We start from the raw sequence: 21,366 nt of genomic DNA, 5'->3' as shown, positions 1-21,366 counted from the left end.
CTGGCAGACTCACCCGCGTGACGGAAGTGTTCAGCGCGGGAGTCCTGGTCTACCGGCGCGGCGCAGCGGCGACCACCGAAGTGCTGCTCGGCCACATGGGCGGGCCGCTGTGGGTGCGGAAGGACGCCTCGGCCTGGTCGATTCCCAAGGGCCAGTACCTGCTCGGCGAGGAACACCCGCGTGCGGCGGCCCGGCGCGAGTTCACCGAGGAACTCGGCCTGCCGGTGCCCGACGGGCCGTGGGTCGATCTCGGCGATGTGCGGTACGGCAGCGGCGGCAAACGCAAGACCGTCACCGTGTGGGGCGTGGAGGGCGACCTCGATCCGGCCGAGATCGTGCCTGGCACCTTCGAGCTGGAGTGGCCGCCGCGGTCGGGCCGGATCGGGGTGTTCCCGGAAATCGATCGTGCCGCCTGGTTCGACCTGGACACCGCGGCGGACAAGCTCGGCAAGGGCCAGCGCCCGTTCCTGGGCCGCCTGGCCGAATACCTCGACTGACACCGACGACCCGAGCGGCCGACGCCGCACGGCGGTAGATTGCTCAGCATGCCCAGCGACCTCCAGCTGAAGATCATGAACGGCGTCCACCGTGCGCTGCTGACCGTCACCGGCGGCCGGATCGGCAACCAGATCTTCGGGATGCCGTCCCTCGAGCTCACCACCGTCGGCCGCAAATCCGGCACCCCGCGCAAGGTCATGCTGACCGCGCCGGTCATCGATGGCGACACCATCGTGGTCGTGGCCTCCCGCGGCGGCGACCCCACCCATCCGGCCTGGTTCCTCAACCTGCGCGACAATCCCGAGGTCGAGGTGGCGCTGGCGCAGGGTGCCCGCAAGCCCATGCGCGCGCACGTCGCGACCGCCGAGGAGCGGGCGTCGCTGTGGCCGCGCGTGGTCGCCTCGTACAAGGGTTACGGCGACTACCAGACCAAGACCACCCGCGAGATCCCGCTGGTCCTGCTGACGCCCCGCTAGACGAGCGCGGCGCGGAACTCGGTCGGGCTGGCGCCGCGCGAGCGTTTGAACGCGGCACTGAACCCGAACGCGTCGGAGTAGCCGACGGTGGTTGCCACCTGCGCGACGCTGCGCGCGGGGTCGGCGAGCAGTTCCTCGGCCTCGGCCATCCGCCATTCGGTGAGGTACGCCAGCGGCGGCTGACCCATCACCTCGGTGAAACGCTTGGCGAACAACGCGCGCGAGACGGCGGCCTCGGCGGCCAGGCTCGCCACCGTCCAGCGCTCGAACGGCTTGGCGTGGATGGCTTCCAGCGCCGGACCGACCACCGGGTCGATCATGCCCCGGTACCAGGCGGGCGCGCAGTGCTGTTCCCTGGCGAGCCAGTCGCGCAGTGTGCACACCAGCGACCAGTCGATGAGCCGGTCCATCAGCGCCTGTGAGCCCGCGCTGAACCGCACCGCGTCGGCGGCGATCTTCGCCAGCCACTCGCACACGTCACTGTCGCTGCCGACCACCATCACGGCGGGCAGCGCCCGCAACAGGCGTTCGTGCCGGTGCCCCGAGGCGCGATACACCCCGACGATCAGCGAGGTCTCCTCCGCCGCGTCCCCTTCGGTGCCGCAGGCGACATATTCCGGTGTGGTGCAGCGAAGTTCGGTATCGACGATGGTGTCCGGCGCGAAGCACGACAGTTCGTACTCGATCGGTGGCCGCTCGGATGCCGATGCGGCATCGGACAATTGGAACGGCTCCTTCGCCTGGACCAGCGCCGTGTCGCCGACGCCGAGCCGGGTGCGTGAGCCGTCGGCGAGCACCAGCGTGCCGCCGCCGCGGACCACGCTCACCATGATCAGCGGCGCACGGTCGGCGAAATGAATCGTCCACGGTGCCGACAGCACCGCATGGGCGACGACGGAACCATCGGCACGAATGCCGCTCAGCAGCGAACTCAACAGATCCACTCCCCCACGATAGACGATCTCCTATCAAAAGGAGACGATCATCCATAGATCGTCCACACTTTCTGCGGTTGACTGAGCACGCGGGACGAACAGCCCGCCGCCATCATCGAACAGGGAGTCCATCGTGACGCAGCCGGCCGAATCCTCTACCCGCACAGCGCTTGTCGTGCTCGCCCACCACCGGGCCGATTCGCTGTCCGCCCACATCGCCCGCCGGGCGGTCGGCAGGCTCACCGCCGCCGGATACACCGTCGACCTGCTCGACCTGCACGCCGAGAACTTCGACCCCCGGATGACCGTGGCCGACCAACCCGATTGGGGCGATCGCGACAAGCGGTACTCCGCCGAGGTCGAGGCGCACATGGGTCGTCTCCTGGCCGCGGAGGTGGTCGTCGCGGTGTTCCCGATCTATTGGATGAGCGTGCCCGCCATCATGAAGGGCTGGATCGACCGGGTATGGAACTACGGTTTCGCCTACGGTCGCAGCAAGCCGCGCCTGGCGGGCAAACGGATGCTGTGGCTCGGCCTGGCCGGGGCGACCGCCGACGACGCGATCGTCCCCGGCATGGAGCAGGTGCTGGCCACCCAGCTCAGCGAGGGCCTGGCCTACTACTCCGGCTTCGCCGATTCTCGGGTCCACGTACTCCCCGACGCCGAGGAGCAGCCGCAGACCCTGGATGCCGAGGGCAACTTCCAGGTCGGCGCCGCGATCAGCGGCAACGCGCGCGACGCGCACTACGCCGCGTTCGAGGCGACCGCCGAGGGATATGTCGACGATTTCCTCGCCGCCCAGCTGGTCAGGGCCTGACCGACGCGCCGCCGGACCCCGAGCGCGTATCCGGCACTCGGGGTCCGGGGAGGAACGACAGCCGAGCCATCACATCCGGCTCAGATCCCCGGCACGGTCTTCAGCAGCACCTCGAAAAGCTCACTGGCCGTGCCTGACTCGTCGGCAGCGGTGGCGATGGTACGCAGCGCGCCTACGGTGAAATCGGCGCTCTGCTCCGGGACATAGCTCGCCGGGTCATCGATTCCCAGCGCGTACTGCCCGAACAACCCGGCCATCGCCTGCAGGAACGGCGCCATCAGGGTGGCCAGATGCGTGGCGGTGCCGCCGGTGGTGCGCACCATCCGGCCGCCCTGCTGGAAGCCTGCGAACATCGAGTACATGCCACCCAGGATCGCCAGGTCGTACATCGCGGCGGCGCCGAAATCCGCGCCGGCCCATTCGGCCCGGCCGAACAGGCCGAGCACCTCCCGGTACCGCTCGAACGCCGCCGTCGCGCCGCTGTAGAGCACGAACGCCCGCGGACCACCGATCATCGCGGGCACGGCCATGATCCCACCGTCGATCAGGTCGATCCCGTTCCCACCCGCCCACGCACCCAGCGAGCGGGCCTGCTCCGGCGTGGTGGTGGTCAGGTTCACCACGGTGCGACCGCGCAGCCGCTCGGCCGCCGGTTCGAGGTGCTCGCGCACCGCGGCATCGTCGAGCACGCACAGGATCACCAGATCACTCGCCGCCATCGCATCCGCGGCCGTCGCCGCGAGCACTGCACCATCGCCCACCAGCGCCTCGGCCTTGGCGGGGGTGCGGTTCCACACCGTCACCCGATGCCCACCGCGAAGCAGCGCCTGTGCCAGCGCGGCGCCCATCGCGCCGAGGCCGATCACCGAAACCCGCTGCGTCGTACCCGAGTTGGTCATATCTCCCCTTGCTCAGAAGTTCGCGTCGCCGGACGTGACGCACTCCTAGATTCATCGGTAGAGTTATGCGGCACAAGTACCGACAATCAAGTGCAATACCAACCAAAAGGTAAGTATGAAGCAGCGGGAACGGCCCTACTCGTGCGGTATCGACGCCGCGCTCGACGTCGTCGGCGGCAAATGGAAGGCGCTGATCCTGTGGGCGCTGTCCACCGGGACGCAGCGGTTCGGTGACCTGAAACGCCTGGTTCCCGGCGTCACCGAGAAGATGCTGATCCAGCAGCTGCGCGAGCTGGAGCACGACGGCATCGTGCACCGCGAGGTCTACCCACAGGTACCGCCGAAGGTCGAGTACTCCCTCACCGATCTGGGTGTCTCACTGAACGCGGCGCTGGTGACCCTCGGTGCCTGGGGCAACGACAACATGGATCACATCTGCGCGGTGAAAGGCGTCGCGGCGCCGGTGCACTGAGACCGCGCTCGGCGCCGACGCCGCGAACCGTCAGGCCCGGATTCCCGTCCAGGTCTTGCCCGTGATGCGCTCGTAGGCCTCTTCGTACTTGCGCCGGGTGGCCTCGACCACCTCGGCGGGGATCTGCGGGCCGGGGTATTCCTTGTTCCAGCCGGTCGAGGTGGACCAGTCGCGCACGAACTGCTTGTCGAAGGAGCGCTGCGGCCTGCCCGGCTCCCATTCGTCGGCGGGCCAGAAACGCGAGGAGTCTGAGGTGAGCACCTCGTCGCCGAGGGTGAGAACGTCACCGTCCCAACCGAATTCGACCTTGGTGTCGGCGACGATCACGCCGGACTTCGCCGCGTGCTCGGCACCGCGCGAGTAGATCTCCAGCGTGCGATCACGCAGCAGCTCGGCGACCTCGCGGCCCTCCTGATTCACCACGTCGGCGAAGCTGATCGCCTCGTCGTGCCCCTCGGCGGCCTTGGTGGACGGGGTGAAGATCGGCTCGGGCAGCTTGTCACCGTCGCGCAGTCCCGGCGGCAGCGCGATCCCGGACACGGTGCCCGACCGCTGGTACTCCTTCAGCCCGGATCCGGTGAGGTAGCCGCGCGCGATGCACTCGACCTGCACCATCTTCAGCGGCTTGACCCGGATGCCGCGCCCGGCGAACTCCGCGGGCACGTCGGTCGCCGACACGACATGGTTGGGGATACCGGTGAAGTACTCGAACCACCAGTTCGACAGCTGCGTCAGCAGCGCGCCCTTCTCCGGGATGGGCGTCGGCAGCACCACGTCGTAGACCGAGACCCGATCGGAGGCGACGAGCAGCAGGGTGTCACCGTCGGAGTAGAGGTCACGGACTTTCCCCGCGTGCACATGCTTCAACGTCGAGCCTTTCGGATCCTGGGTTCTCTCGCGTACGGAGGAACTGTACCGGCCCGGAACCGCACCGGATCATCCCTGGTCACCGGGACGCGAGTCCGATCACATTCCGGGGCGGGAAACTCGTGGGCGGTCCCACGCGGCAGGTGGCATTGTGGACGCTGATGTGCGCGCCGGGCGAACCCGGCGTGTGCGAGCCGTGCCGTGTTCGTCGACGACGAAGGAGATCTATGTCCGCCCCGAATCTCACCCGCGACCAGGCGGTCGAACGCGCGGCCACGGTGGCCGTGCAGAACTACCGGATCGAACTCGACCTCACCGACCAGCCGCGAGGCACGGGTTCGGAGGTCTCGGACACCTTCGGTTCGAAGACGACCGTCACCTTCACCGCCACCCCGGGCGCGAGCACCTTCATCGACCTGGTGGCGCCGCGGGTGCGCTCGGCGGTACTCAACGGCACGCCCCTGGATGTGCGTGACTACAACGAGTCGCAGGGCATCGCGCTGACCGACCTGGCGGCGACCAACGAGCTCGTGGTCGAGGCCGACTGCGAGTACTCGCACACCGGCGAGGGCCTGCACCGCTTCGTCGACCCCACCGACGACCGGGTCTACCTGTATTCGCAGTTCGAGACCGCCGACGCCAAGCGGATGTTCGCCTGCTTCGACCAGCCCGATCTCAAGGCCACCTTCGACGTGGTGGCGACCGCTCCCGCCGACTGGCAGGTCGTGTCCAACGGCGCGACTGTGGAGGAGCACAAGGTCGGCGCGGTGGTGCGGCACACCTTCGCCACCACCCCGAAGATGAGCACCTACCTGGTCGCCATGATCGCCGGTCCGTACGCCAAGTGGACCGATACCTACACCGACAGCCACGGCGAGATCCCGCTCGGCCTGTTCTGCCGGGCCTCGCTCGCCGAACACATGGACGCGCAGCGCCTGTTCACCGAGACCAAGCAGGGTTTCGCCTTCTACCACGACAACTTCGGTGTGCCGTATGCCTTCGGCAAGTACGACCAGCTGTTCGTGCCGGAGTTCAATGCGGGCGCGATGGAGAACGCGGGCGCGGTCACCTTCCTCGAGGACTACGTGTTCCGGTCCAAGGTGACCCGCGCGTCCTACGAGCGCCGCGCCGAGACGGTACTGCACGAGATGGCGCACATGTGGTTCGGCGACCTGGTCACCATGAAGTGGTGGGACGACCTGTGGCTCAACGAGTCGTTCGCGACCTTCGCCTCGGTGCTGTGCCAAGCCGAGGCCACCGAATACACCAGCGCCTGGACGACATTCGCCAATGTCGAGAAGTCGTGGGCATATCGCCAGGACCAGCTGCCCTCCACCCATCCGATCGCCGCCGACATCCCCGACCTGCACGCGGTGGAGGTGAACTTCGACGGCATCACCTACGCCAAGGGCGCCTCGGTGCTCAAGCAACTCGTCGCCTACGTCGGCCTGCAGCCGTTCCTGGCCGGGCTGCGCGACTACTTCTCCGAACACGCCTACGGCAATGCCACCTTCGACGATCTGCTCGCCGCACTGGAGAAGGCGTCGGGCCGGGATCTGTCCGACTGGGGCGCGCAGTGGCTCAAGACCACCGGGCTCAATATCCTGCGCCCTGACTTCGTGGTGGCGCCCGACGGCACCTTCGCGAATTTCGGTGTGGTGCAAGAGGGTGCCGCGCCCGGCGCCGGTGAGGTCCGGGTGCACCGGATCGCGGTCGGTGTGTACGACGATGTCGACGGCAAGCTGGTACGGACCCACCGTGTCGAACTCGACCTCGACGCGGCCTCACGCACCGAGGTGCCCGAGCTGGTCGGGGTGCCGCGCGGCAAGCTGGTGCTGGTCAACGACGACGACCTCACCTACTGCTCGCTGCGTCTAGACCCCGACTCGCTCGAGGTGGCGGTGCAGCGAATCGGCGATATCGCCGATTCGCTGCCGCGCACGCTGGCCTGGTCGGCGGCCTGGGAGATGACCCGGCAGGCCGAGCTCAAGGCCCGCGATTTCGTCGCCCTCGTGCAGCGCGGGATCGGCGCGGAGTCCGAGATCGGGGTGGTGCAGCGGCTGCTCATGCAGGCCGCCACCGCCATCTCCAGCTACGCCGATCCGGTCTGGGCGCAGCGGGAGGGCTGGCCCGGTTTCGCCGACCGGCTGCTAGAGCTGGCCCGCGGCGCCGAGGCGGGCTCGGATCATCAGCTGGCCTTCGTCAACGCGCTCACCGGCGCCAAGCTGGAGTCCCGGCACACCGGGGTGCTCGCGCAGCTGCTCGACGGTGATCCGGCCGCGGCGGGGCTGGCGGGCCTGAGCATCGACACCGATCTGCGCTGGCGGGTCGTCACCGCGCTGGCCGCGGCCGGGCAGATCGACGCCGACGGCCTCGACACCCCCACCATCGACGCCGAGCTGGCGAACGATCCGACCGCGGCGGGCAAGCGGCAGGCGGCCGCGGCCTCGACCGCCCGCCCGATCGCCGAGGTGAAGGCCAAGGCCTGGCAGACGGTGATGGGCGACGATTCGGTGCCCAACATCACCGCCCGCGCCATCGTCGGCGGCTTCGCGCCGGTCGGCCAGGGTGAGCTGCTCGCGCCGTATGTAGACCAGTACTTCGCCGACATCCCCGAGGTGTGGGAGCGCCGCTCCAGCGAGGTGGCCCAGACCGTCGTCGTAGGCCTGTACCCGCACTGGGCGATCAGCGAACAGGCCGTCGCCAAGGCCGACGAGTTCCTGGCAGGCGACCATCCGCCCGCCCTGTACCGCCTCGTCTCCGAGGGCCGCGCGGGCATCGAACGTTCCCTGCGCGCAAGGGAATTCGACGCCAAGTAGGAACGACACCCGATGGCCCCGATCCCCGGCGGATCGGGGCCATCGCCGCTACGGCCGCCCCTTGGTCCGTGCCGCGTCGCCACCGCAACCCGCCGACAATCCGGCAAGCTGCCCGGCCCGCGCAGGCCGACAGCGCTGCTGCTGTGAGCGGATCTGCCCAGGGCAGCATCGCGGGCGAATCGCGGTGCGGGCGAGGCACGGTGGACGCATGGCACACGACGACAAGACCCCGATGTTCAGCTGGCGGGCGCGGGAGCAGCTGTTCGGCCGCCGGATTCTGGTGCTGGACGGAGCGCTCGACGACGACAACGGCACCCTGCTGATCACCCAGCTGCTCACCCTGGCCGCCCAATCCCCGGAGGCGCCGATCTCGCTGTGGATCCACTCCCCCGGCGGTTCGGTGCCATCGATGCTCGCCATCCGCGACGTGATGCGGCTGGTGCCGTGCGAGGTGTCCACCCTCGCGCTCGGATTGGCGTGCAGCGCCGGGCAATTCCTGCTGTCCTCGGGCACGCCGGGGCGCCGGTTCGCACTGCCGCACGCCCGCATCCTGATGCACCAGGGTTCGGCCGGGATCGGCGGTAGCGCGGTGGAGGTCGAGGTACAGGCCGACGATCTGCGCTACACCGTGCAGACGGTGCTCGGCCTGATCGCCACCGACACCGGTCAGCCCTACGACCGGGTCTACGAGGACTCGCTGCACGACCGCTGGTTCACCGCGACCCAGGCGCGCGAATACGGCTTCATCGACCACATCGTCGAATCCTTCGACGAGGTCGTGCCCAATCGGCACCGCATCGGCATCACAGCCTGACGGCACGACCCGATACCGCACGCTCGGTCACCTCTCCGACGCGAGACAGCCCACCCCGCACCGTCGCCGAGGCCGAGCACAGCCATCCGCCGACGAGTTCGGCCCGAACGCCCAAAGGCGGCAACCATGACGAGTTACACCATCCCCAACGTCGTCTCCCAGCATCGCGGTGGCGAGCGGATCACCGACATCTATTCGCACCTGCTCAGCGAACGCATCGTCTATCTCGGCACCCCGATCGACTCCGGTGTCGCCAACGCGCTCATCGCGCAACTGCTGCATCTGGAATCCGACAGCCCTGGCGCGCCGATCAGCCTCTACATCAACTGCGAGGGCGGCGACCTGTCGGCCATGCTCGCGGTCTACGACACCATGCGGTTCATCAAGGCACCGGTGCACACGACCTGCGTCGGGCAGGCCATCGCCGTCGGCGCCGTCCTCCTCGCGGCGGGCGCACCCGGCCACCGCGCGATGCTCCCGCACACCCGAATCGTGTTGCACCAGCCCGCGACGCGCGGCCAGGGCACCATCCCGGACCTGATCCTGCAGGCCGACGAACTCGTCCGCATGCGCGCCGCGGTCGAGACCATTCTCGCCGAACACACCGGCCAGACCCCCGAAACCCTGCGTCGCGACACCGACCGCGACCGCGTCTTCACCGCCGAGACCGCTCCCGCCTACGGCCTCGTCGACCAGGTCCTGCAGGAACGCGACTAGCCACTGTCGGACGATCGATCCCCAGGCCCGCGTGGCGGCGACCGGGGCAGGAGGCGAAGCCACCGTCGCCTGGCGAATCGACCTACCCGGTATGGGCGGGCGCTACTGCTTTTCGATGCGGTCGAGGTAGACGCGGCGGGTGGCGTGGTCGACGCGGGTGATGGCGGCGTCATCGTTGGCGGCCCTGCGCAGCAGGCGCATCACCGGTTCCGGGACCAGCCCGGCGGCATTGGCGGCCATCCCGACATAGCCGGGCACGGCGGTCTCGGCCGCCCTCGTCTCGACCGTGCGGACCACGGCGGCGGCGATATCCTCGGGGTCGACGGCGGGCAGGATGCCATAGTCGATGCCGGAGCTGAGTTCGGTGCGCACCGCCGAGGGCAGCACGGCGCTCACGCTCACGCCGGTGTCGTCCAGCTCGAGGCGGGTGGCGGCGGTAAGTCCGACCACGGCGTACTTGCTGGCGTTGTACACCGCCAGGCCCTTGATCGGGAACTTGCCCGCCAGCGAGGCGATATTGACCACGTGCCCGCGGTCGCGCTCCAGCATGCCGGGCAGGGCCAGCCGCATCCCGTGGATGACACCGTAGACGTTGACGTCCATCGTGAGCTGGTCGATCCGGTCGGACTGGTCGAGGAACGGTCCGTTGGGCATCACCCCGGCGTTGTTCACCAGCACGTCCAGCGGCGCGCCACGCCAGGCCGCCGCCGCGCCGAGAAACGCCGCGTAGGAGGCCTTGTCGGTGACGTCGAGCGCGTGCCCCACGGCCCGGTCGCCGAGCCCGTCGGCGGCCTGCACGGCCATGGCCTCGTCGAGATCGCCGAGCGCCACATAGGCGCCCTCGGCCACGAACGCCGCCGCCGTGGCGAGGCCGATCCCGCGGGCCGCGCCGGTGATCGCGACCAGCGCGCCGTTCAGATCGATTCGCGGGTAACTCATGCCGGTACCGCCATCTCGTCGTCGGTGACAATGGTGAAGTCGTCGGGGTCGAAGGCACTGACCCTGCGGGTCAGCTCGCCGGTCGACCAGGGCCAGCTGAAACTGTTGCGGCCATTGGCATCCAGGTAGTAGCTCTGGCAGCCGCCCGCGTTGTAGACCGTGCCGGCCAGCGCGGCCTGCACCTGCTCGACGTAGCGGGCCTGCACCTGCGGCCGCACGTCCAGCATCGCCCAACCCCGCCGCCGCGCGCTCGCGATCGCCGAAACCAGGAAGTCGACCTGGGCTTCGAGAATGGCGAAGGCCGAGGAGTGCCCGGTGCCCAGACTCGGCCCGAGCACGGTGAACGCGTTGGGGAATCCGGTGGTGACGGTGCCGAGATAGGCCTCGGGCGAGCCCTGCCAGTGCTCGGCCATCGAGCGTCCGTCGGCACCGCGCACGATATCGGCCAGCGGAGTGTCGAGGATGTGGAAGCCGGTGCCGAGGATCACCGCGTCGACCTCGGCGGTGGTGCCGTCGGCGCCGTGCACGGTACTGCCGCGGAATTCGGCCACCGCAGTGGCGTGCACATCGACATTGCCTTCGGTGAGCGACTGGAGGTAGCTGTTGGAGAACAGGATTCGCTTACAACCGAGCAGGTAGTCAGGGGTGAGCTTGGCGCGCAGCACCGGATCGCGCACCACCGCGCGCAGATACGCGGAGCCGACCGACTGCACCGTCTGCATCAGCGGCCGCGGATGCCGGAAGGCGACACCGAGCGCCTCCATCAGCGCGTACTCCACCGAGCGCAGCGCCCTGTGCGCGAACGGTACCCGGCGCATCAGCCGCTTCTCGATCGCGGGCACCGGGTGATCCAGTTTCGGCAGCACCCACTGCGCGGTGCGCTGGAACAGGTGCAGCTCGGCCACCTCGGGCTGGATCGCGGGCACGAACTGCACGGCCGAGGCACCGGTGCCCACCACCGCGACCCGCTTGCCGCGCAGGTCGTACTCATGGTTCCAGCGCGCGGAATGGAAGACCTCGCCGGGGAATTCGGCCAGGCCGGGGATCTCGGGGACGCGCGGCTCGTTCCACGGCCCCGCGGCCGAGACCACGAAGCGCGCGGTCAGCTCACCGTCTCCGGTGGCGAGGCGCCACTGCCGCGCGGCGTCGTCCCAGTGCGCGCCGGTGACCTCGACGCCGAACCGGGTGCGCTCGGCCAGCCCGTGCTCGCGGGCCACCCGGTCGACGTAGGCGAGAATCTCGGGCTGGGTCGCGAACAGCCGTGACCACTCGCTGTTGGGCGCGAACGAGAACGAGTACAGCCCCGACGGCACATCGCAGGCGCAACCGGGGTAGGTGTTGGCGCGCCAGGTGCCGCCGAAGGCGTCGGCCTTCTCGACGATGAGCACGTCCTCGACGCCCGCCTCGGCGAGCTTGATGGCGGCGCAGATGCCGGAGATGCCCGCCCCGATCACGATCACCTCGTGGTGGCTGGTCATACGGTCGCTCCTTCGTGTGCGGCGCGGATCGCCGCGGCGACCCGGGTGGAGGTGGTGCGGCGGGCGATCTCGAGTGTCGCCGCGCGCCTGCTGAATTCCATGAAGTTGGGGCCCATGACGGCGAGATCGACCAGGCTCGGTTCAACCCGGATCACCCGGGTTCCGGCGGCACGCAGAGCCGCGACTTCACGGTCGAGACCACGGGTCATCTGCCGACGCAGCAACCGCTCGGCCCGGTCCAGTCCCCGCGCCGGAGCACCACCGGCGGATGTCATCGGCGCGACGACGACCACCTCGTCGAGTTCGAGCGGCAGCAACAGATCCGCCGAGACCGACGAGACCGCGCCACCGTCGACATAGTCGCGCCCCGCGATCCGCACCGGAGGGAACCAGCCGGGGATCGCCCAGGACGCGGCAATCGCCGCACCGAGGTCAGCCGGGGGTGCGCCGGGACTGCCGAAGGCGACCCGATCCCCCGTCGCGGCGTCAGCGGCGACCAGCCACGTCGCGGGGTGATCCACCCACGCTCGAGCGGCCTGACCAGGTACCGCTCCGGTGCGCCCCCGCCCGTCGGCAGGGCTACCGGTGCCGGCGTCGGCTGCGGCATCGGGGCTCGCGCTGAGCTTCGCACCTCGCGCGTTGGCAGCTGGTGCGTTGCCCCTCTCCGGCCTGCCGCCGAAGGCACCTGGTTCGGTGAGCGCGCTGCCGAAATCGCGCAACCAGCGTGCGTCGCCGCGGCCGCGGGGAAGTAGACCGGCGAGGGCGGTGTAGGGCGATCCGGTACGCAGGCCCGCACCGATCAAGCCGAGTCCGGGCAGCGCGGGCGCGGGCAGCGGTGGAACCCGGCCAGGGTCGACCGCGACGTGCCGGGTGAGCACCGGATCGGTGGCCGGGGCACCGTCGAGGGCGGCCAGCAGGTCGGCGGGCGTGCGGCCGGAGCCGAGCGCGGCAGCGATCTCGGCCCCCGCGGACGTACCGATCAGGACCTCTGCGGTCCTGGCGTCCCAGTCGAGCGCGCGTTCGACGGCGGCGAGGGCCACCGCCGTCCAGGCGAAGCCGAGGATGCCGCCGCATCCGATGGCGAGGCCACGTCGTGTAGTCATGTTTCGGATACTAACGGTATTCGAATTCCAGCGGTACCCCGTTTTGCTAAACTCCGGCGCATGGCCAGGATGACGCGCAAGCAGTCGCATGCTCAGACTCGCGAACGTCTGGTCGAGACAGCCAAGCGCCTGTTCCTGGCCGACGGCTACAACGTGACCTCGCTGGAGAAGGTGGCCGCGGAGGCCGGGTTCTCCAAAGGAGCGGTCTACTCGAATTTCGCCACCAAGCACGAGCTGGGCCTGGCCGTCATCGATGTCGTGCATGTGGAGCGGGCCGAATCCCTCGGCGAAGCCCTGCTGCACCAGGACACGATGGCGGCGCGGATCGAGGGATTCGCCCGCTGGGCGGATGCGAACATCGGCGATGTCGGCTGGACAGCGCTCGAGGTCGAGTTCGCGACCAGCACCCGGCACCTGCCGGAGGTGCGCGCCGAATTGGCCACGCGCAGAAGATCACTCACCGCGATGCTGGGCTCGCTGATCCAGGTGCAGGCCGAGCAACTCGGCATCGAGCTGCCGATCTCCGCCGACGAGGCCGCACTGCGGCTGCTTTCGCTCGGCATCGGCCTCGGTGTCCAACGCGCGATCGACCCGGAGATGCCCGTGAGCGCCCTCGTCGATCTCGTGCGCAGCCTGGTCGAGGAGCCCGCTGTCCGCCACTGATCGGCGGATCCGCCTCGACGAGGCGGCGTCCGGCCTGCTGTCCGCAGCGGAAAACCGAGCTCGCGTCGGCTCAGGCCACCGAGAGCAATGCGTTCGGGGCGACGGAGTTCGGCCGGGGTGCGGCGACGCGGCGATCACCGCCGATGTGGACGGCATGCGCCGGGCCCCGCATGGACTCGGCCACCTGGGCAACCAGCTCGCCGAGCGACGTGCCGAGGGCGCCTGCCAGCGCTGCGATCATCTCGCTGGAGGGTTCCTTACGCCCGCGTTCCACCTCGGACAGGTACTGCGGGGAGATACCGGCCCGGCCCGCGGTGTCGACCAGGGTGGAGCGCTGCTCCAGGCGTAGGGCGCGCAGCCGGTCACCGAGTGCCTCGCGCCAGAGTGGCTCGGGCCGCGCCCGCTGCTCGCGTCGTCCGCCCGGAATCACCCGCAACCCGTTGTGCTCGCCCATACCGCGAGCGTAGGGACAGCGGCGGCGAAGTACCCGGTTCTTCTGCTGTCGGCGTAATCGGCTCAGCGGGTGATGCCGAAGCGGGTGTCCACCCAGCCGAGCGCGTCGGTGAAGGAGGCGCCGATGATCGCGCTGTGGTCGGTGTCGTCGAACTTGCGGTAGTCGACCGTCTGACCGCGCAGTTGCTGTTCGGCGACCATCGCGTCGGTCGACGTCAGCGGTACCGTCAGATCGTCGCGGCCCTGGAGCACCAGTACGGGCACGGTGAACCGCACACCGCTGGGATCGTTGTCGTCGAGCACCCGCAGCAGTTCGGACAGATCACCGTCGGAGGTGAACACCTCCCGCGGCGACAGTCCACCCCACCTGCTCGAATCTCGGAGCGCGGCGGCACATTCGGTGTCGGCGCTCGGCAGCAGTTCCACCGCGCGCCCGGTGAGGAACCGGCCCGGATCGAGCTCGGTGACCGTCTGCGCCCCGCGGACCAGCAGGGGCACGAAACTCCCGATGTCGCCCGCACCGAGCTTGCCGAGGGGGTTGCCGACCGTCCATTTCGCCATCCGCACCTGTTCGCCGATATGCGAGACCGGCGCCAGCGCGACGGCGCCGAGCAGCGGCGATTCCGGCGTCCACGCCGCGGCCGCTCCCGCGGCGAACAGGGCCGCGTGCCCACCCTGGGAGTGTCCCATCGCCACCCAGCGGGTCCCCACGGAGGCGTCGACTTCCCGTGCGGCCGTGGCCAGATCGGCCATGGCGCGCTGTTCGGTGTCGCCGATCAGGTAGCCGTGCGGACCCGGGGTGCCGAGCCCCTGATAGTCGGTCTTGGCGACGGCGTAGCCCGCCGCCACCCACCGCGCCTGGTCGTCGGCGCTCGGCGAGGACCCACCGGTCCGTGAGGGCGCGCAGTCGTCGGCGACCCCGCTGGTGCCAGGGCCCCAGACGACCAGCGGCCAGCCACCCTCGGGCGGTGCGCCCGCAGGCACCGCGAGCGTGCCGGAGACCGCCACCGGGGTGTTGCGCGCGTCGACCGAGCGGTACAGGACGAGGTGGTTGCTCGCGCCGCGCACCGTCGGCACGCCGGTCAGCGCACGGGTCCTGATCACCGACCCGTGCCGTCCCGGAACGGCTTCGGCGGGGGGTGCGTAGAAGTCGGACTGCGGCGTGCCGAGCGCGACGCCTGCCGCGTCAGCGGTGTCCCCGGCGCAGGATGTGGTCACCAGGGCCGAGCACGCTACCACGGCGGCCGCGACCGCCCGCAGGATTCCGGTCCGCATGTTCCCCCCCGTCGACGCCGATAGACCGCGCATCAGGGTACTCGATCCGGCCCGGCGGCCCCGGGCCGGATCGACCGGTCAGCGCAACACCCGGCCGAGGAAATCCCGGATCAGCCCGGCGATCTCGGGTCCGTGGGTTTCCAGCGCGAAGTGCCCGGCATCGAGCAGGTGCAGTTCGGCGTCGGGCAGGTCGCGCAGGTAGGCGCGGGCGCCGTCGGGGCCGAAGATCTCGTCGTGCTCGCCCCAGGCGATCAGCGTCGGCGGGCGGTGCTCGGCGAAATACTTCTGGAAGCCGGGGTAGCCGTCGAGGTTGAGCTTGTAGTCGGCGAACAGCTGCAGCTGGATCTCCTTGTTGCCCGGCCGCTCCAGGTAGGCCTGGTCCAGGGTCCACGTGTCCGGGCTGATCAGCGCCAGCCGGTCGGCCGGAACACCATGGGTGTACTGCCACTTCGTCGCGTCGGGCTCGAGCAGCTTGCGCACCTCGGGCTCGTGAGTGGCGCGGTCGTTCGCGTGCGCGAACAGCACCTCCCAGAACGGGGTGAACCCTTCGAGGTAGGCGTTGCCGCTCTGGGTGATGAGCGCACTGACCCGCTCGGGGTTCCGGGCGGCGATGCGCAGGCCGATCGGAGCGCCGTAATCCTGGATGTAGAGCGCGAACCGGTCGATCCCGAGGACATCGAGCAGGTCCAGGGTGATCTCGGTGAGTTTCTCGAAGCTGTAGTCGAATTCGTCGACCGGCGGCATCGCCGACTGGCCGAAGCCCAGGTGGTCGGGGGCGAGCACGTGGTAGTCCGCGGCGAGCTCGGGGATCAGGTTGCGAAACATCGCCGAACTGGTCGGGAAGCCGTGCAGCAGCACCACTGTCGGCGCGGCGGGATCGCCGGCTTCCCGGTAGAAGATCGACTGTCCCTGGATGTCGATTGTGCGGTGGCGGACGTCGGTCATGGGACTCTCGCTTTCTCGATGGTTGTTTCGTGCGGATGGTCAGACGGTCACCGCGATGCGGCTGCGCACCGGGGTGATCAGGAGAACGGCGGCGACGGTGAACGCCGCGCCGAGGGCGAAGTAGCCGCGGTAGCTGTCGGTGACGGCGTGCACGATCGTGGCGACGCCGAGTCCGGTCGCGGCGGCGAGCTGGTGGATCACCCAGGCGGGTGCCAGCGAGCGGCCCATCCGGGCCGGATCGAGACCACGCGACAGAATCGCCATGGTCAGCGGGATGACCGGGAACGAGGCGATGCCGAACAGCACCGCGACGACGACGAGCACCTGCGGGCCCGGCACGAACACCGCGGGCAGCAGCGCGGCCAGACGCACCGAATACAGCACGCGCAGCAGCGATTCCGGCGAGTGCCGTGGCAGCAGCCGGACCATCGCCGCCGAAGTCAGCCCGGCCGCGAGGGCGGCGAGCGCGACGAGCCTGCCCGCCCCGGCCACCGACCAGCCCAGGTCCACCGCGTGTTTCGGCAGCATCAGGACCACCACGTACAGCGTCGCCGCGTGTAACCCGAACGACACCAGCACCTTCCACCGATCCGCGAGCGATTCGCCGGCCGTCGCGGCGGTGGACGCCGGCCGATCCGCGGGCAGCAGTGTCCACAGCAGCGCGGTAGCCACGAGGCCGACGGCGCCGAGCAGGGCGAAGGTGCCGCGCACGCTGACCGGATCGAACAGCGCGGTCGCGGCCCATGGCGTGATCAACTGGCCCAGGTTGATGCCGATCGCCGCCCGCGCCATCGCCGGTCCCGCCTGCGCGCCATGAGCCCGCGCGAGCAGGGTGGTTACGGTGAGGGTGGACGATGCCGCGAAGCCGAACCCGCCGAGCAGCATGTAGGCCGCGACGAACTGCCAGGTCTCGGTGACCGCGGAAAGCACCAGGTAGCTGCCGGAAATGAGCGTCAGCCCACCGGTCAGGACGAGCTTGGGACCGTATCGGTCGAGCAGCCGGCCGACGCCGCCCTGGGCGAGCCCGGTCACCGCGGTGCTCAGGCCGGCGGCCACGGCCAGTGCGGTCGCCGACACCCCGTACGCGGCGGCGGTCGGGGCGAAGAACACCCCCATGGTGAAGTTCAGCCCGAACGACACCGTCATGGCCGCGAGGCCGGCCGAGGCGAGATGCGGAGCCCGCATGACGTTACCTCCTAACTGTTTATATAGATTTCAATGGTTAGAACCGGGCATGCAGGTGCTACCGCCGGATCGAGTGCGGTTCAGTCGCGCCCGGAGTCGGCGCGCAACCGGGCGTTCTGGGCTTCGAGCTCCGCGATCCGGTCACGCAGGACCTGCATCGCCTCGGCGACCGCGGCGCGCGGGTACAGCGTCGGGATGTGCTGGCGGCAGTTCCAGTCGAACGCCTCGACCTCGATCAGCACCGCCCGCTCGACCCGCGCCGCATACCCCTCGACCACCAGCGAGCCGAGCAGTGCCGGATCGTCGGCCGCCTCCACCACGCGGGCCCGGCCGAAGATCTTCATCCTGGACTGGGTGCTGTAGTCCATCAGGAACAGCGAGACGCGCGCATCGTGGTCGAGGTTGCCGCGGCTGATGTACTGCTTGTTGCCGCGGAAGTCGGCGAAGCCGAGCGTGCGCTCGTCGAGCACCTTCAAGAACCCCGGCGGGCCGCCGCGGTGCTGGATGTAGGGCCAGCCGGTCTCCCCGACGGTGGCCAGGTAGAAGCTGTCGCGCTCGCCGATGAACCAGGCCTCGTCGGGCCCGATCCGGTCGGCGACCTCGGGCACGCTCGCCATCCGCTGGTAGCTGCGCAGGCTGCCGTGTGCGCGCTGATGCTCGCGCACCAGCGGGGTGAACGCGACCTGTGCGTAATGCCCGGTCATGACAGCGCCCCGGTGCGCCGGGGGTGGCCGGGAACTGCGTATTCGATCATGGGAGCTTTCCCGCTCGTCGGGTGTGGAACCCGCCCGGCCAGGACCGGCCCGGCCGGGCGAGGAGTCATCAATGCGCGTGGTGGCGCACCACCGGCCAGTCGATATCGGTGTCGACGGCCTTGTTCAGGTAGTTGGTGAACACGTTGAGCGCCACGTTCGCGATCACCTCGGCGATCTCACCGTCGGTCAGGCCGGCGGCCTGCGCGGCCTTGACCTCGGCCTCGTCGACTCCGCCCTTGGCGCGCACCACGGCGGTGGCGAACGCGAGCACCGCGGCGGCCATCGGATCGGCCGAGCGCCCGTGCCGCGCCTCGGCGATCTCGGCGTCATCGAGCTCGGCGATAGTGGCACCGATGTAGCTGTGCGCCGACAGGCAGTAGTCGCACCCGTTCTCCTCGGCCACCAGCAACGCGATACGTTCCCTGGCCGGCGCGGACAGCGCGCCGCCCGCGAGCGCCGAGGAGAAGCCGAGGTAGGCCTCGAGCACGGCCGGGCTGTTGACCATCGCCTTGGTCATGTTCGGCGTGACCCCCAGCGCCTGCTGCACACCGGCAAGCAGGTCGGCGGCCTTACCGGTGGCGGTATCGGGCTGGATCAGGGGTAGACGAGACATGTTGTGTCCTTTCACGTTCGGTTGCTCTAACCACTTACATAAGGATGAACGGTTAGATGCTGCCGGTTGATTCCCGCTTCAGGAAACTTCTCGGATTCGTCCGACAGCCCCGCGGCCGCCACCCGGCTCAACCCGGTCCGAAAACACGAACGGCGCGTTCACCACAGTGGGTGAACGCGCCGGACGGCGACGAGGGAGACTAGCGACCGATAGCCGCGGCCATCACGCGCACGGCCGAGATCAGGCCGTCGATCAGGTTGCCCTGACGGAACGAGGCCAGCGCGGCCGTGACGCCGAGCTGGCAGATGCGGTCGTTGGCACGCTCGGCCACGTCGGCGCCGGAGCGGACCTCGATCGCACCCTGGTTCGGCGACACCGCGATGAGCACCGAGCCGGCCGCCTCCGGGGTGTTCGGCAGCAGCGCGTCGGCACCGGCCGCCGGGTCGGCACCGAGATCGCCCAGGTAGATGTTGAAGCGAACCTTCGTCGCGCGGGTCGCGTCGGTGAGCGCGTTGTCGAGCGACACCCGCTCACGATCGGTGAAGGGCACCTCGTCGAACACGGTGCCCGGCTCGTGCACACCGGACACGCGGCCGCTGCTGGTCAGCGCGAATCCGTGCGCCAGGTCGGCCTCGACCACCGCGGGCCACTTAGAACTTGCCACTTGCCCGGCCTCCGATCAGCTCCGCGTCTGCGGCTTCGAGAGCCGCATGGCTGCCATGCGACTCGGCGGTGTGGTGACCCGCTGAGGTCACCTCGTCGGTAGCGCTCCACAGCACCGGCGGGTGGGTCCACTTCTGCCCGAGCGCGAAGTGGGCCGGCTTGTCACCGGGAAATGGCTTACCGAGATAGGACAAACCCGCGATCGCGAAGTAGATCGCGGCCGGGATGCCGACGAAGATCAGCACTGTCTCGAGAATGCTCACGGTCCAACGGTAGACGATGCTGTGTAGTAGGTCATCCTCCGGCCACACCAGTGACCGGCGTGTCCGGCCTCGTCACACCAGCCAGGCCGCCGCGTTCGCGGGCAGCCGGTCGTCGGAGACCGGCGCGCTGGCCAGCAGCACCTCCCCCGGCGGCAGCTGGATCGGTCCATCGGAGGCATTGAGCACACACACCAGCCCGCCCGGCCGCCGGAACGCCAGACACCCATCGGGGCTGCCGTACCACTCGATGCGCGCACCGGCGAATTCCGTTCTCGTCCCGCGCAATTCGATCGCCAGCCGGTACAGCGACAGCGTCGAACGCAGCGTTTCCAGCTGGGCTTCCACGGTGCGATCGGCCCACTCGGCGGGAATCGGCAGCCACGGCTCGCCCTCGGTGAAACCGAACGGCGGCAGCGCACCCTCCCACGGGATCGGCACCCGGCAGCCGTCACGGCCGCGCTCGGTGTGGCCGGAGCGTTCCCACACCGGATCGCGCAATGCGTCGTCGGGCAGGTCGTCGACATTGGGCAGGCCGAGTTCGGCGCCGTTGTAGACGAACACCGCGCCGGGCAGCGCCAGCTCCACCATCATCATCGCCCGCGCCCGCGCCAACCCCTCGCGACCGCCGCCGTACCGGGTGACCTCCCGCTCGATGTCATGGTTGGACAGCGTCCAGGTGGGTGGCGCGCCGACCCCGCGCACCGCGTCGAGCGAATGCGTGATCGCGCCCTTCACCGCCTCGGCGGTGAACGGGGTCTCGGCCAGCCGGAAATTGAAAGCGAGATGTAGTTCGTCGGGGCGGACGTACTCGCCGAAGCGGGTGTTGTCGTCGACCCACACCTCCCCGATCGACACCGCGTGCGGGTAGTCGTCCATCACCGCGCGGATCCGGCGGTGAATGGCGTGCACGCCGGGATTGTTGAAGCGGGGATCGTCGTCGTCGTGCACCAGCATCTTGGTCTCGACCCTGGCCATATCGGGCAGGCCGTCCGGCTTGGCCATGCCGTGCGCGACATCGATACGGAAACCGTCGACGCCGCGGTCGAGCCAGAACCGCAGTGTCTTCTCGAAATCGGCGGCGACCTCGGGGTTCTCCCAGTTCAGGTCGGGCTGTTCCGGCGCGAAGATGTGCAGGTACCACTGGCCGGGTGTGCCGTCGGCCTCGATGACCCTGGTCCAGGCGGGGCCGCCGAAGATGCTCGGCCAGTTGTTCGGCGGCTCGGCGCCGTCCGGGCCGCGACCGTCGCGGAAGAGGTATCGCTCCCGCTCCGGACTGCCCGGCGCGGCCTCGAGCGCCGCGGTGAACCACGGGTGTTCGACGCTGGTGTGGTTGGGCACCAGGTCCATCGTCACCTTGATCTCGCGATCGTGCGCATCGGCGATCAGCTCGTCGAGCGCGGCCAACCCACCGAAAAGCGGGTCGATATCGCGCGGATCCGACACGTCGTACCCACCGTCGGCCTGCGGTGAGCGCATCACCGGGCAGATCCACAGCGCATCGACGCCGAGCAGCTCGAGGTAGCCCAGCTTCTCGCGCACGCCACCGAGGTCGCCGACGCCGTCACCGTCGGAGTCGGCGAACGAGCGCGGATAGACCTGATAGAACACGGCGGTGGTCCACCACGGAGCGGTGCTGTCTTCCCCCGGCACCGGCGAGGCAGGTGTCTGTGTCACATCCGCAATATTGCCAAAGATCGCTCGTGATATTCCTACGGCA

Annotated in this window: 22 protein-coding genes and 1 pseudogene; 8 read left to right on the top strand and 15 right to left on the bottom strand. The window is 69.5% G+C overall.

Annotated elements, in window-relative coordinates:
- Window positions 1-17: 17 nt before the first annotated feature.
- Window positions 18-497 (top strand): NUDIX domain-containing protein, encoded by a 480-nt coding sequence (locus ACFOW8_RS21420; RefSeq protein ID WP_378552919.1) that lies wholly within the window; start codon window positions 18-20, stop codon window positions 495-497.
- A gap of 48 nt (window positions 498-545) precedes the next feature.
- The gene (locus ACFOW8_RS21415) at window positions 546-974 is read left to right on the top strand and encodes a nitroreductase family deazaflavin-dependent oxidoreductase (protein WP_378552918.1); all 429 of its coding nucleotides are present in this window, start codon (window positions 546-548) and stop codon (window positions 972-974) included.
- On the opposite strand, the gene ACFOW8_RS21410 is transcribed toward ACFOW8_RS21415, so the two are convergent.
- Entirely contained in the window at window positions 971-1,918 is a 948-nt protein-coding gene (locus ACFOW8_RS21410; RefSeq protein WP_378552915.1) for an AraC family transcriptional regulator, read from the bottom strand. The genes ACFOW8_RS21415 and ACFOW8_RS21410 overlap by 4 nt on opposite strands.
- Window positions 1,919-2,042: 124 nt before the next feature.
- Between ACFOW8_RS21410 and ACFOW8_RS21405 the strand changes: the two genes are divergently transcribed.
- Window positions 2,043-2,726, top strand: coding sequence for an NAD(P)H oxidoreductase (locus ACFOW8_RS21405; RefSeq protein ID WP_378552913.1), 684 nt, complete (start codon window positions 2,043-2,045; stop codon window positions 2,724-2,726).
- 80 nt (window positions 2,727-2,806) lie between these two features.
- On the opposite strand, the gene ACFOW8_RS21400 is transcribed toward ACFOW8_RS21405, so the two are convergent.
- Entirely contained in the window at window positions 2,807-3,625 is an 819-nt protein-coding gene (locus ACFOW8_RS21400) for an NAD(P)-dependent oxidoreductase (RefSeq protein WP_378552911.1), read from the bottom strand.
- Window positions 3,626-3,740: 115 nt separating this feature from the next.
- Between ACFOW8_RS21400 and ACFOW8_RS21395 the strand changes: the two genes are divergently transcribed.
- A complete protein-coding gene (locus ACFOW8_RS21395) occupies window positions 3,741-4,097 on the top strand; it encodes a winged helix-turn-helix transcriptional regulator (protein WP_378552909.1) in 357 nt (118 codons plus the stop codon).
- 30 nt (window positions 4,098-4,127) lie between these two features.
- On the opposite strand, the pseudogene ACFOW8_RS21390 reads toward ACFOW8_RS21395, so the two are convergent.
- A pseudogene (locus tag ACFOW8_RS21390) lies at window positions 4,128-4,979 on the bottom strand (phosphoribosylaminoimidazolesuccinocarboxamide synthase); the annotation flags it as partial.
- Between the two features lie 212 nt (window positions 4,980-5,191).
- On the opposite strand from ACFOW8_RS21390, the gene pepN reads away from it, so the two are divergent.
- The 3 genes from pepN to ACFOW8_RS21375 all read left to right on the top strand — a co-directional run bounded on the left by pepN (window position 5,192) and on the right by ACFOW8_RS21375 (window position 9,314).
- Window positions 5,192-7,783 carry an aminopeptidase N gene (gene pepN / locus ACFOW8_RS21385; RefSeq protein ID WP_378552908.1) on the top strand — a complete coding sequence of 864 codons (2,592 nt, stop codon included), beginning with the start codon at window positions 5,192-5,194 and terminating at the stop codon, window positions 7,781-7,783.
- A 208-nt stretch (window positions 7,784-7,991) separates the two neighbouring features.
- Window positions 7,992-8,597 (top strand): ClpP family protease, encoded by a 606-nt coding sequence (locus ACFOW8_RS21380; RefSeq protein WP_378552907.1) that lies wholly within the window; start codon window positions 7,992-7,994, stop codon window positions 8,595-8,597.
- 126 nt (window positions 8,598-8,723) lie between these two features.
- Window positions 8,724-9,314 (top strand): ClpP family protease, encoded by a 591-nt coding sequence (locus tag ACFOW8_RS21375; protein WP_378552905.1) that lies wholly within the window; start codon window positions 8,724-8,726, stop codon window positions 9,312-9,314.
- 102 nt (window positions 9,315-9,416) lie between these two features.
- Here the strand turns inward: ACFOW8_RS21375 and ACFOW8_RS21370 are convergent, their stop codons facing one another.
- Genes ACFOW8_RS21370 through ACFOW8_RS21360 form a run of 3 tightly spaced genes read right to left on the bottom strand, consistent with a single transcriptional unit; the run spans window position 9,417 to window position 12,834 of the window.
- Window positions 9,417-10,253, bottom strand: a complete 837-nt coding sequence (locus ACFOW8_RS21370) for an SDR family oxidoreductase (RefSeq protein ID WP_378552903.1) — start codon at window positions 10,251-10,253, stop codon at window positions 9,417-9,419.
- Window positions 10,250-11,731, bottom strand: coding sequence for a flavin-containing monooxygenase (locus ACFOW8_RS21365; RefSeq protein WP_378552902.1), 1,482 nt, complete (start codon window positions 11,729-11,731; stop codon window positions 10,250-10,252). The genes ACFOW8_RS21370 and ACFOW8_RS21365 overlap by 4 nt, the downstream gene beginning before the upstream one ends.
- Window positions 11,728-12,834, bottom strand: coding sequence for a patatin-like phospholipase family protein (locus ACFOW8_RS21360; RefSeq protein ID WP_378552899.1), 1,107 nt, complete (start codon window positions 12,832-12,834; stop codon window positions 11,728-11,730). Before ACFOW8_RS21360 ends, ACFOW8_RS21365 begins: the two co-directional genes overlap by 4 nt.
- Before the next feature lie 60 nt (window positions 12,835-12,894).
- On the opposite strand from ACFOW8_RS21360, the gene ACFOW8_RS21355 reads away from it, so the two are divergent.
- Window positions 12,895-13,497 carry a TetR/AcrR family transcriptional regulator gene (locus ACFOW8_RS21355; RefSeq protein WP_378552897.1) on the top strand — a complete coding sequence of 201 codons (603 nt, stop codon included), beginning with the start codon at window positions 12,895-12,897 and terminating at the stop codon, window positions 13,495-13,497.
- A gap of 70 nt (window positions 13,498-13,567) precedes the next feature.
- Here the strand turns inward: ACFOW8_RS21355 and ACFOW8_RS21350 are convergent, their stop codons facing one another.
- The 9 genes from ACFOW8_RS21350 to ACFOW8_RS21310 form a co-directional block, all read right to left on the bottom strand.
- Window positions 13,568-13,951: a helix-turn-helix domain-containing protein gene (locus tag ACFOW8_RS21350; protein ID WP_378552896.1), complete on the bottom strand. Its 384-nt coding sequence runs from the start codon at window positions 13,949-13,951 to the stop codon at window positions 13,568-13,570.
- A 62-nt stretch (window positions 13,952-14,013) separates the two neighbouring features.
- Window positions 14,014-15,225 carry a lipase family protein gene (locus ACFOW8_RS21345; protein ID WP_378552895.1) on the bottom strand — a complete coding sequence of 404 codons (1,212 nt, stop codon included), beginning with the start codon at window positions 15,223-15,225 and terminating at the stop codon, window positions 14,014-14,016.
- A 78-nt stretch (window positions 15,226-15,303) separates the two neighbouring features.
- Window positions 15,304-16,170 carry an alpha/beta fold hydrolase gene (locus ACFOW8_RS21340; RefSeq protein WP_378552894.1) on the bottom strand — a complete coding sequence of 289 codons (867 nt, stop codon included), beginning with the start codon at window positions 16,168-16,170 and terminating at the stop codon, window positions 15,304-15,306.
- A gap of 39 nt (window positions 16,171-16,209) precedes the next feature.
- Complete coding sequence (locus tag ACFOW8_RS21335; RefSeq protein ID WP_378552891.1) at window positions 16,210-17,355, bottom strand: MFS transporter; 1,146 nt, start codon at window positions 17,353-17,355, stop codon at window positions 16,210-16,212.
- An 80-nt stretch (window positions 17,356-17,435) separates the two neighbouring features.
- Window positions 17,436-18,059 carry a pyridoxamine 5'-phosphate oxidase family protein gene (locus ACFOW8_RS21330; protein ID WP_378552889.1) on the bottom strand — a complete coding sequence of 208 codons (624 nt, stop codon included), beginning with the start codon at window positions 18,057-18,059 and terminating at the stop codon, window positions 17,436-17,438.
- A gap of 118 nt (window positions 18,060-18,177) precedes the next feature.
- Window positions 18,178-18,723, bottom strand: a complete 546-nt coding sequence (locus ACFOW8_RS21325) for a carboxymuconolactone decarboxylase family protein (protein WP_378552886.1) — start codon at window positions 18,721-18,723, stop codon at window positions 18,178-18,180.
- A 199-nt stretch (window positions 18,724-18,922) separates the two neighbouring features.
- Complete coding sequence (locus ACFOW8_RS21320) at window positions 18,923-19,387, bottom strand: DUF5130 domain-containing protein (RefSeq protein WP_378552885.1); 465 nt, start codon at window positions 19,385-19,387, stop codon at window positions 18,923-18,925.
- Window positions 19,374-19,649, bottom strand: a complete 276-nt coding sequence (gene ctaJ, locus ACFOW8_RS21315) for an aa3-type cytochrome oxidase subunit CtaJ (protein WP_378552884.1) — start codon at window positions 19,647-19,649, stop codon at window positions 19,374-19,376. Before ctaJ ends, ACFOW8_RS21320 begins: the two co-directional genes overlap by 14 nt.
- Window positions 19,650-19,721: 72 nt before the next feature.
- Window positions 19,722-21,323 (bottom strand): glycoside hydrolase family 13 protein, encoded by a 1,602-nt coding sequence (locus ACFOW8_RS21310; RefSeq protein ID WP_378552881.1) that lies wholly within the window; start codon window positions 21,321-21,323, stop codon window positions 19,722-19,724.
- Between the last annotated feature and the right edge of the window lie 43 nt (window positions 21,324-21,366).

This window comes from Nocardia rhizosphaerae, from assembly GCF_042650365.1.
GTDB lineage: Bacteria > Actinomycetota > Actinomycetes > Mycobacteriales > Mycobacteriaceae > Nocardia > Nocardia rhizosphaerae.
The sequence above is the reverse complement of the archived record's forward strand: the minus strand, read 5'-3'. Positions and strand labels throughout refer to the sequence as shown.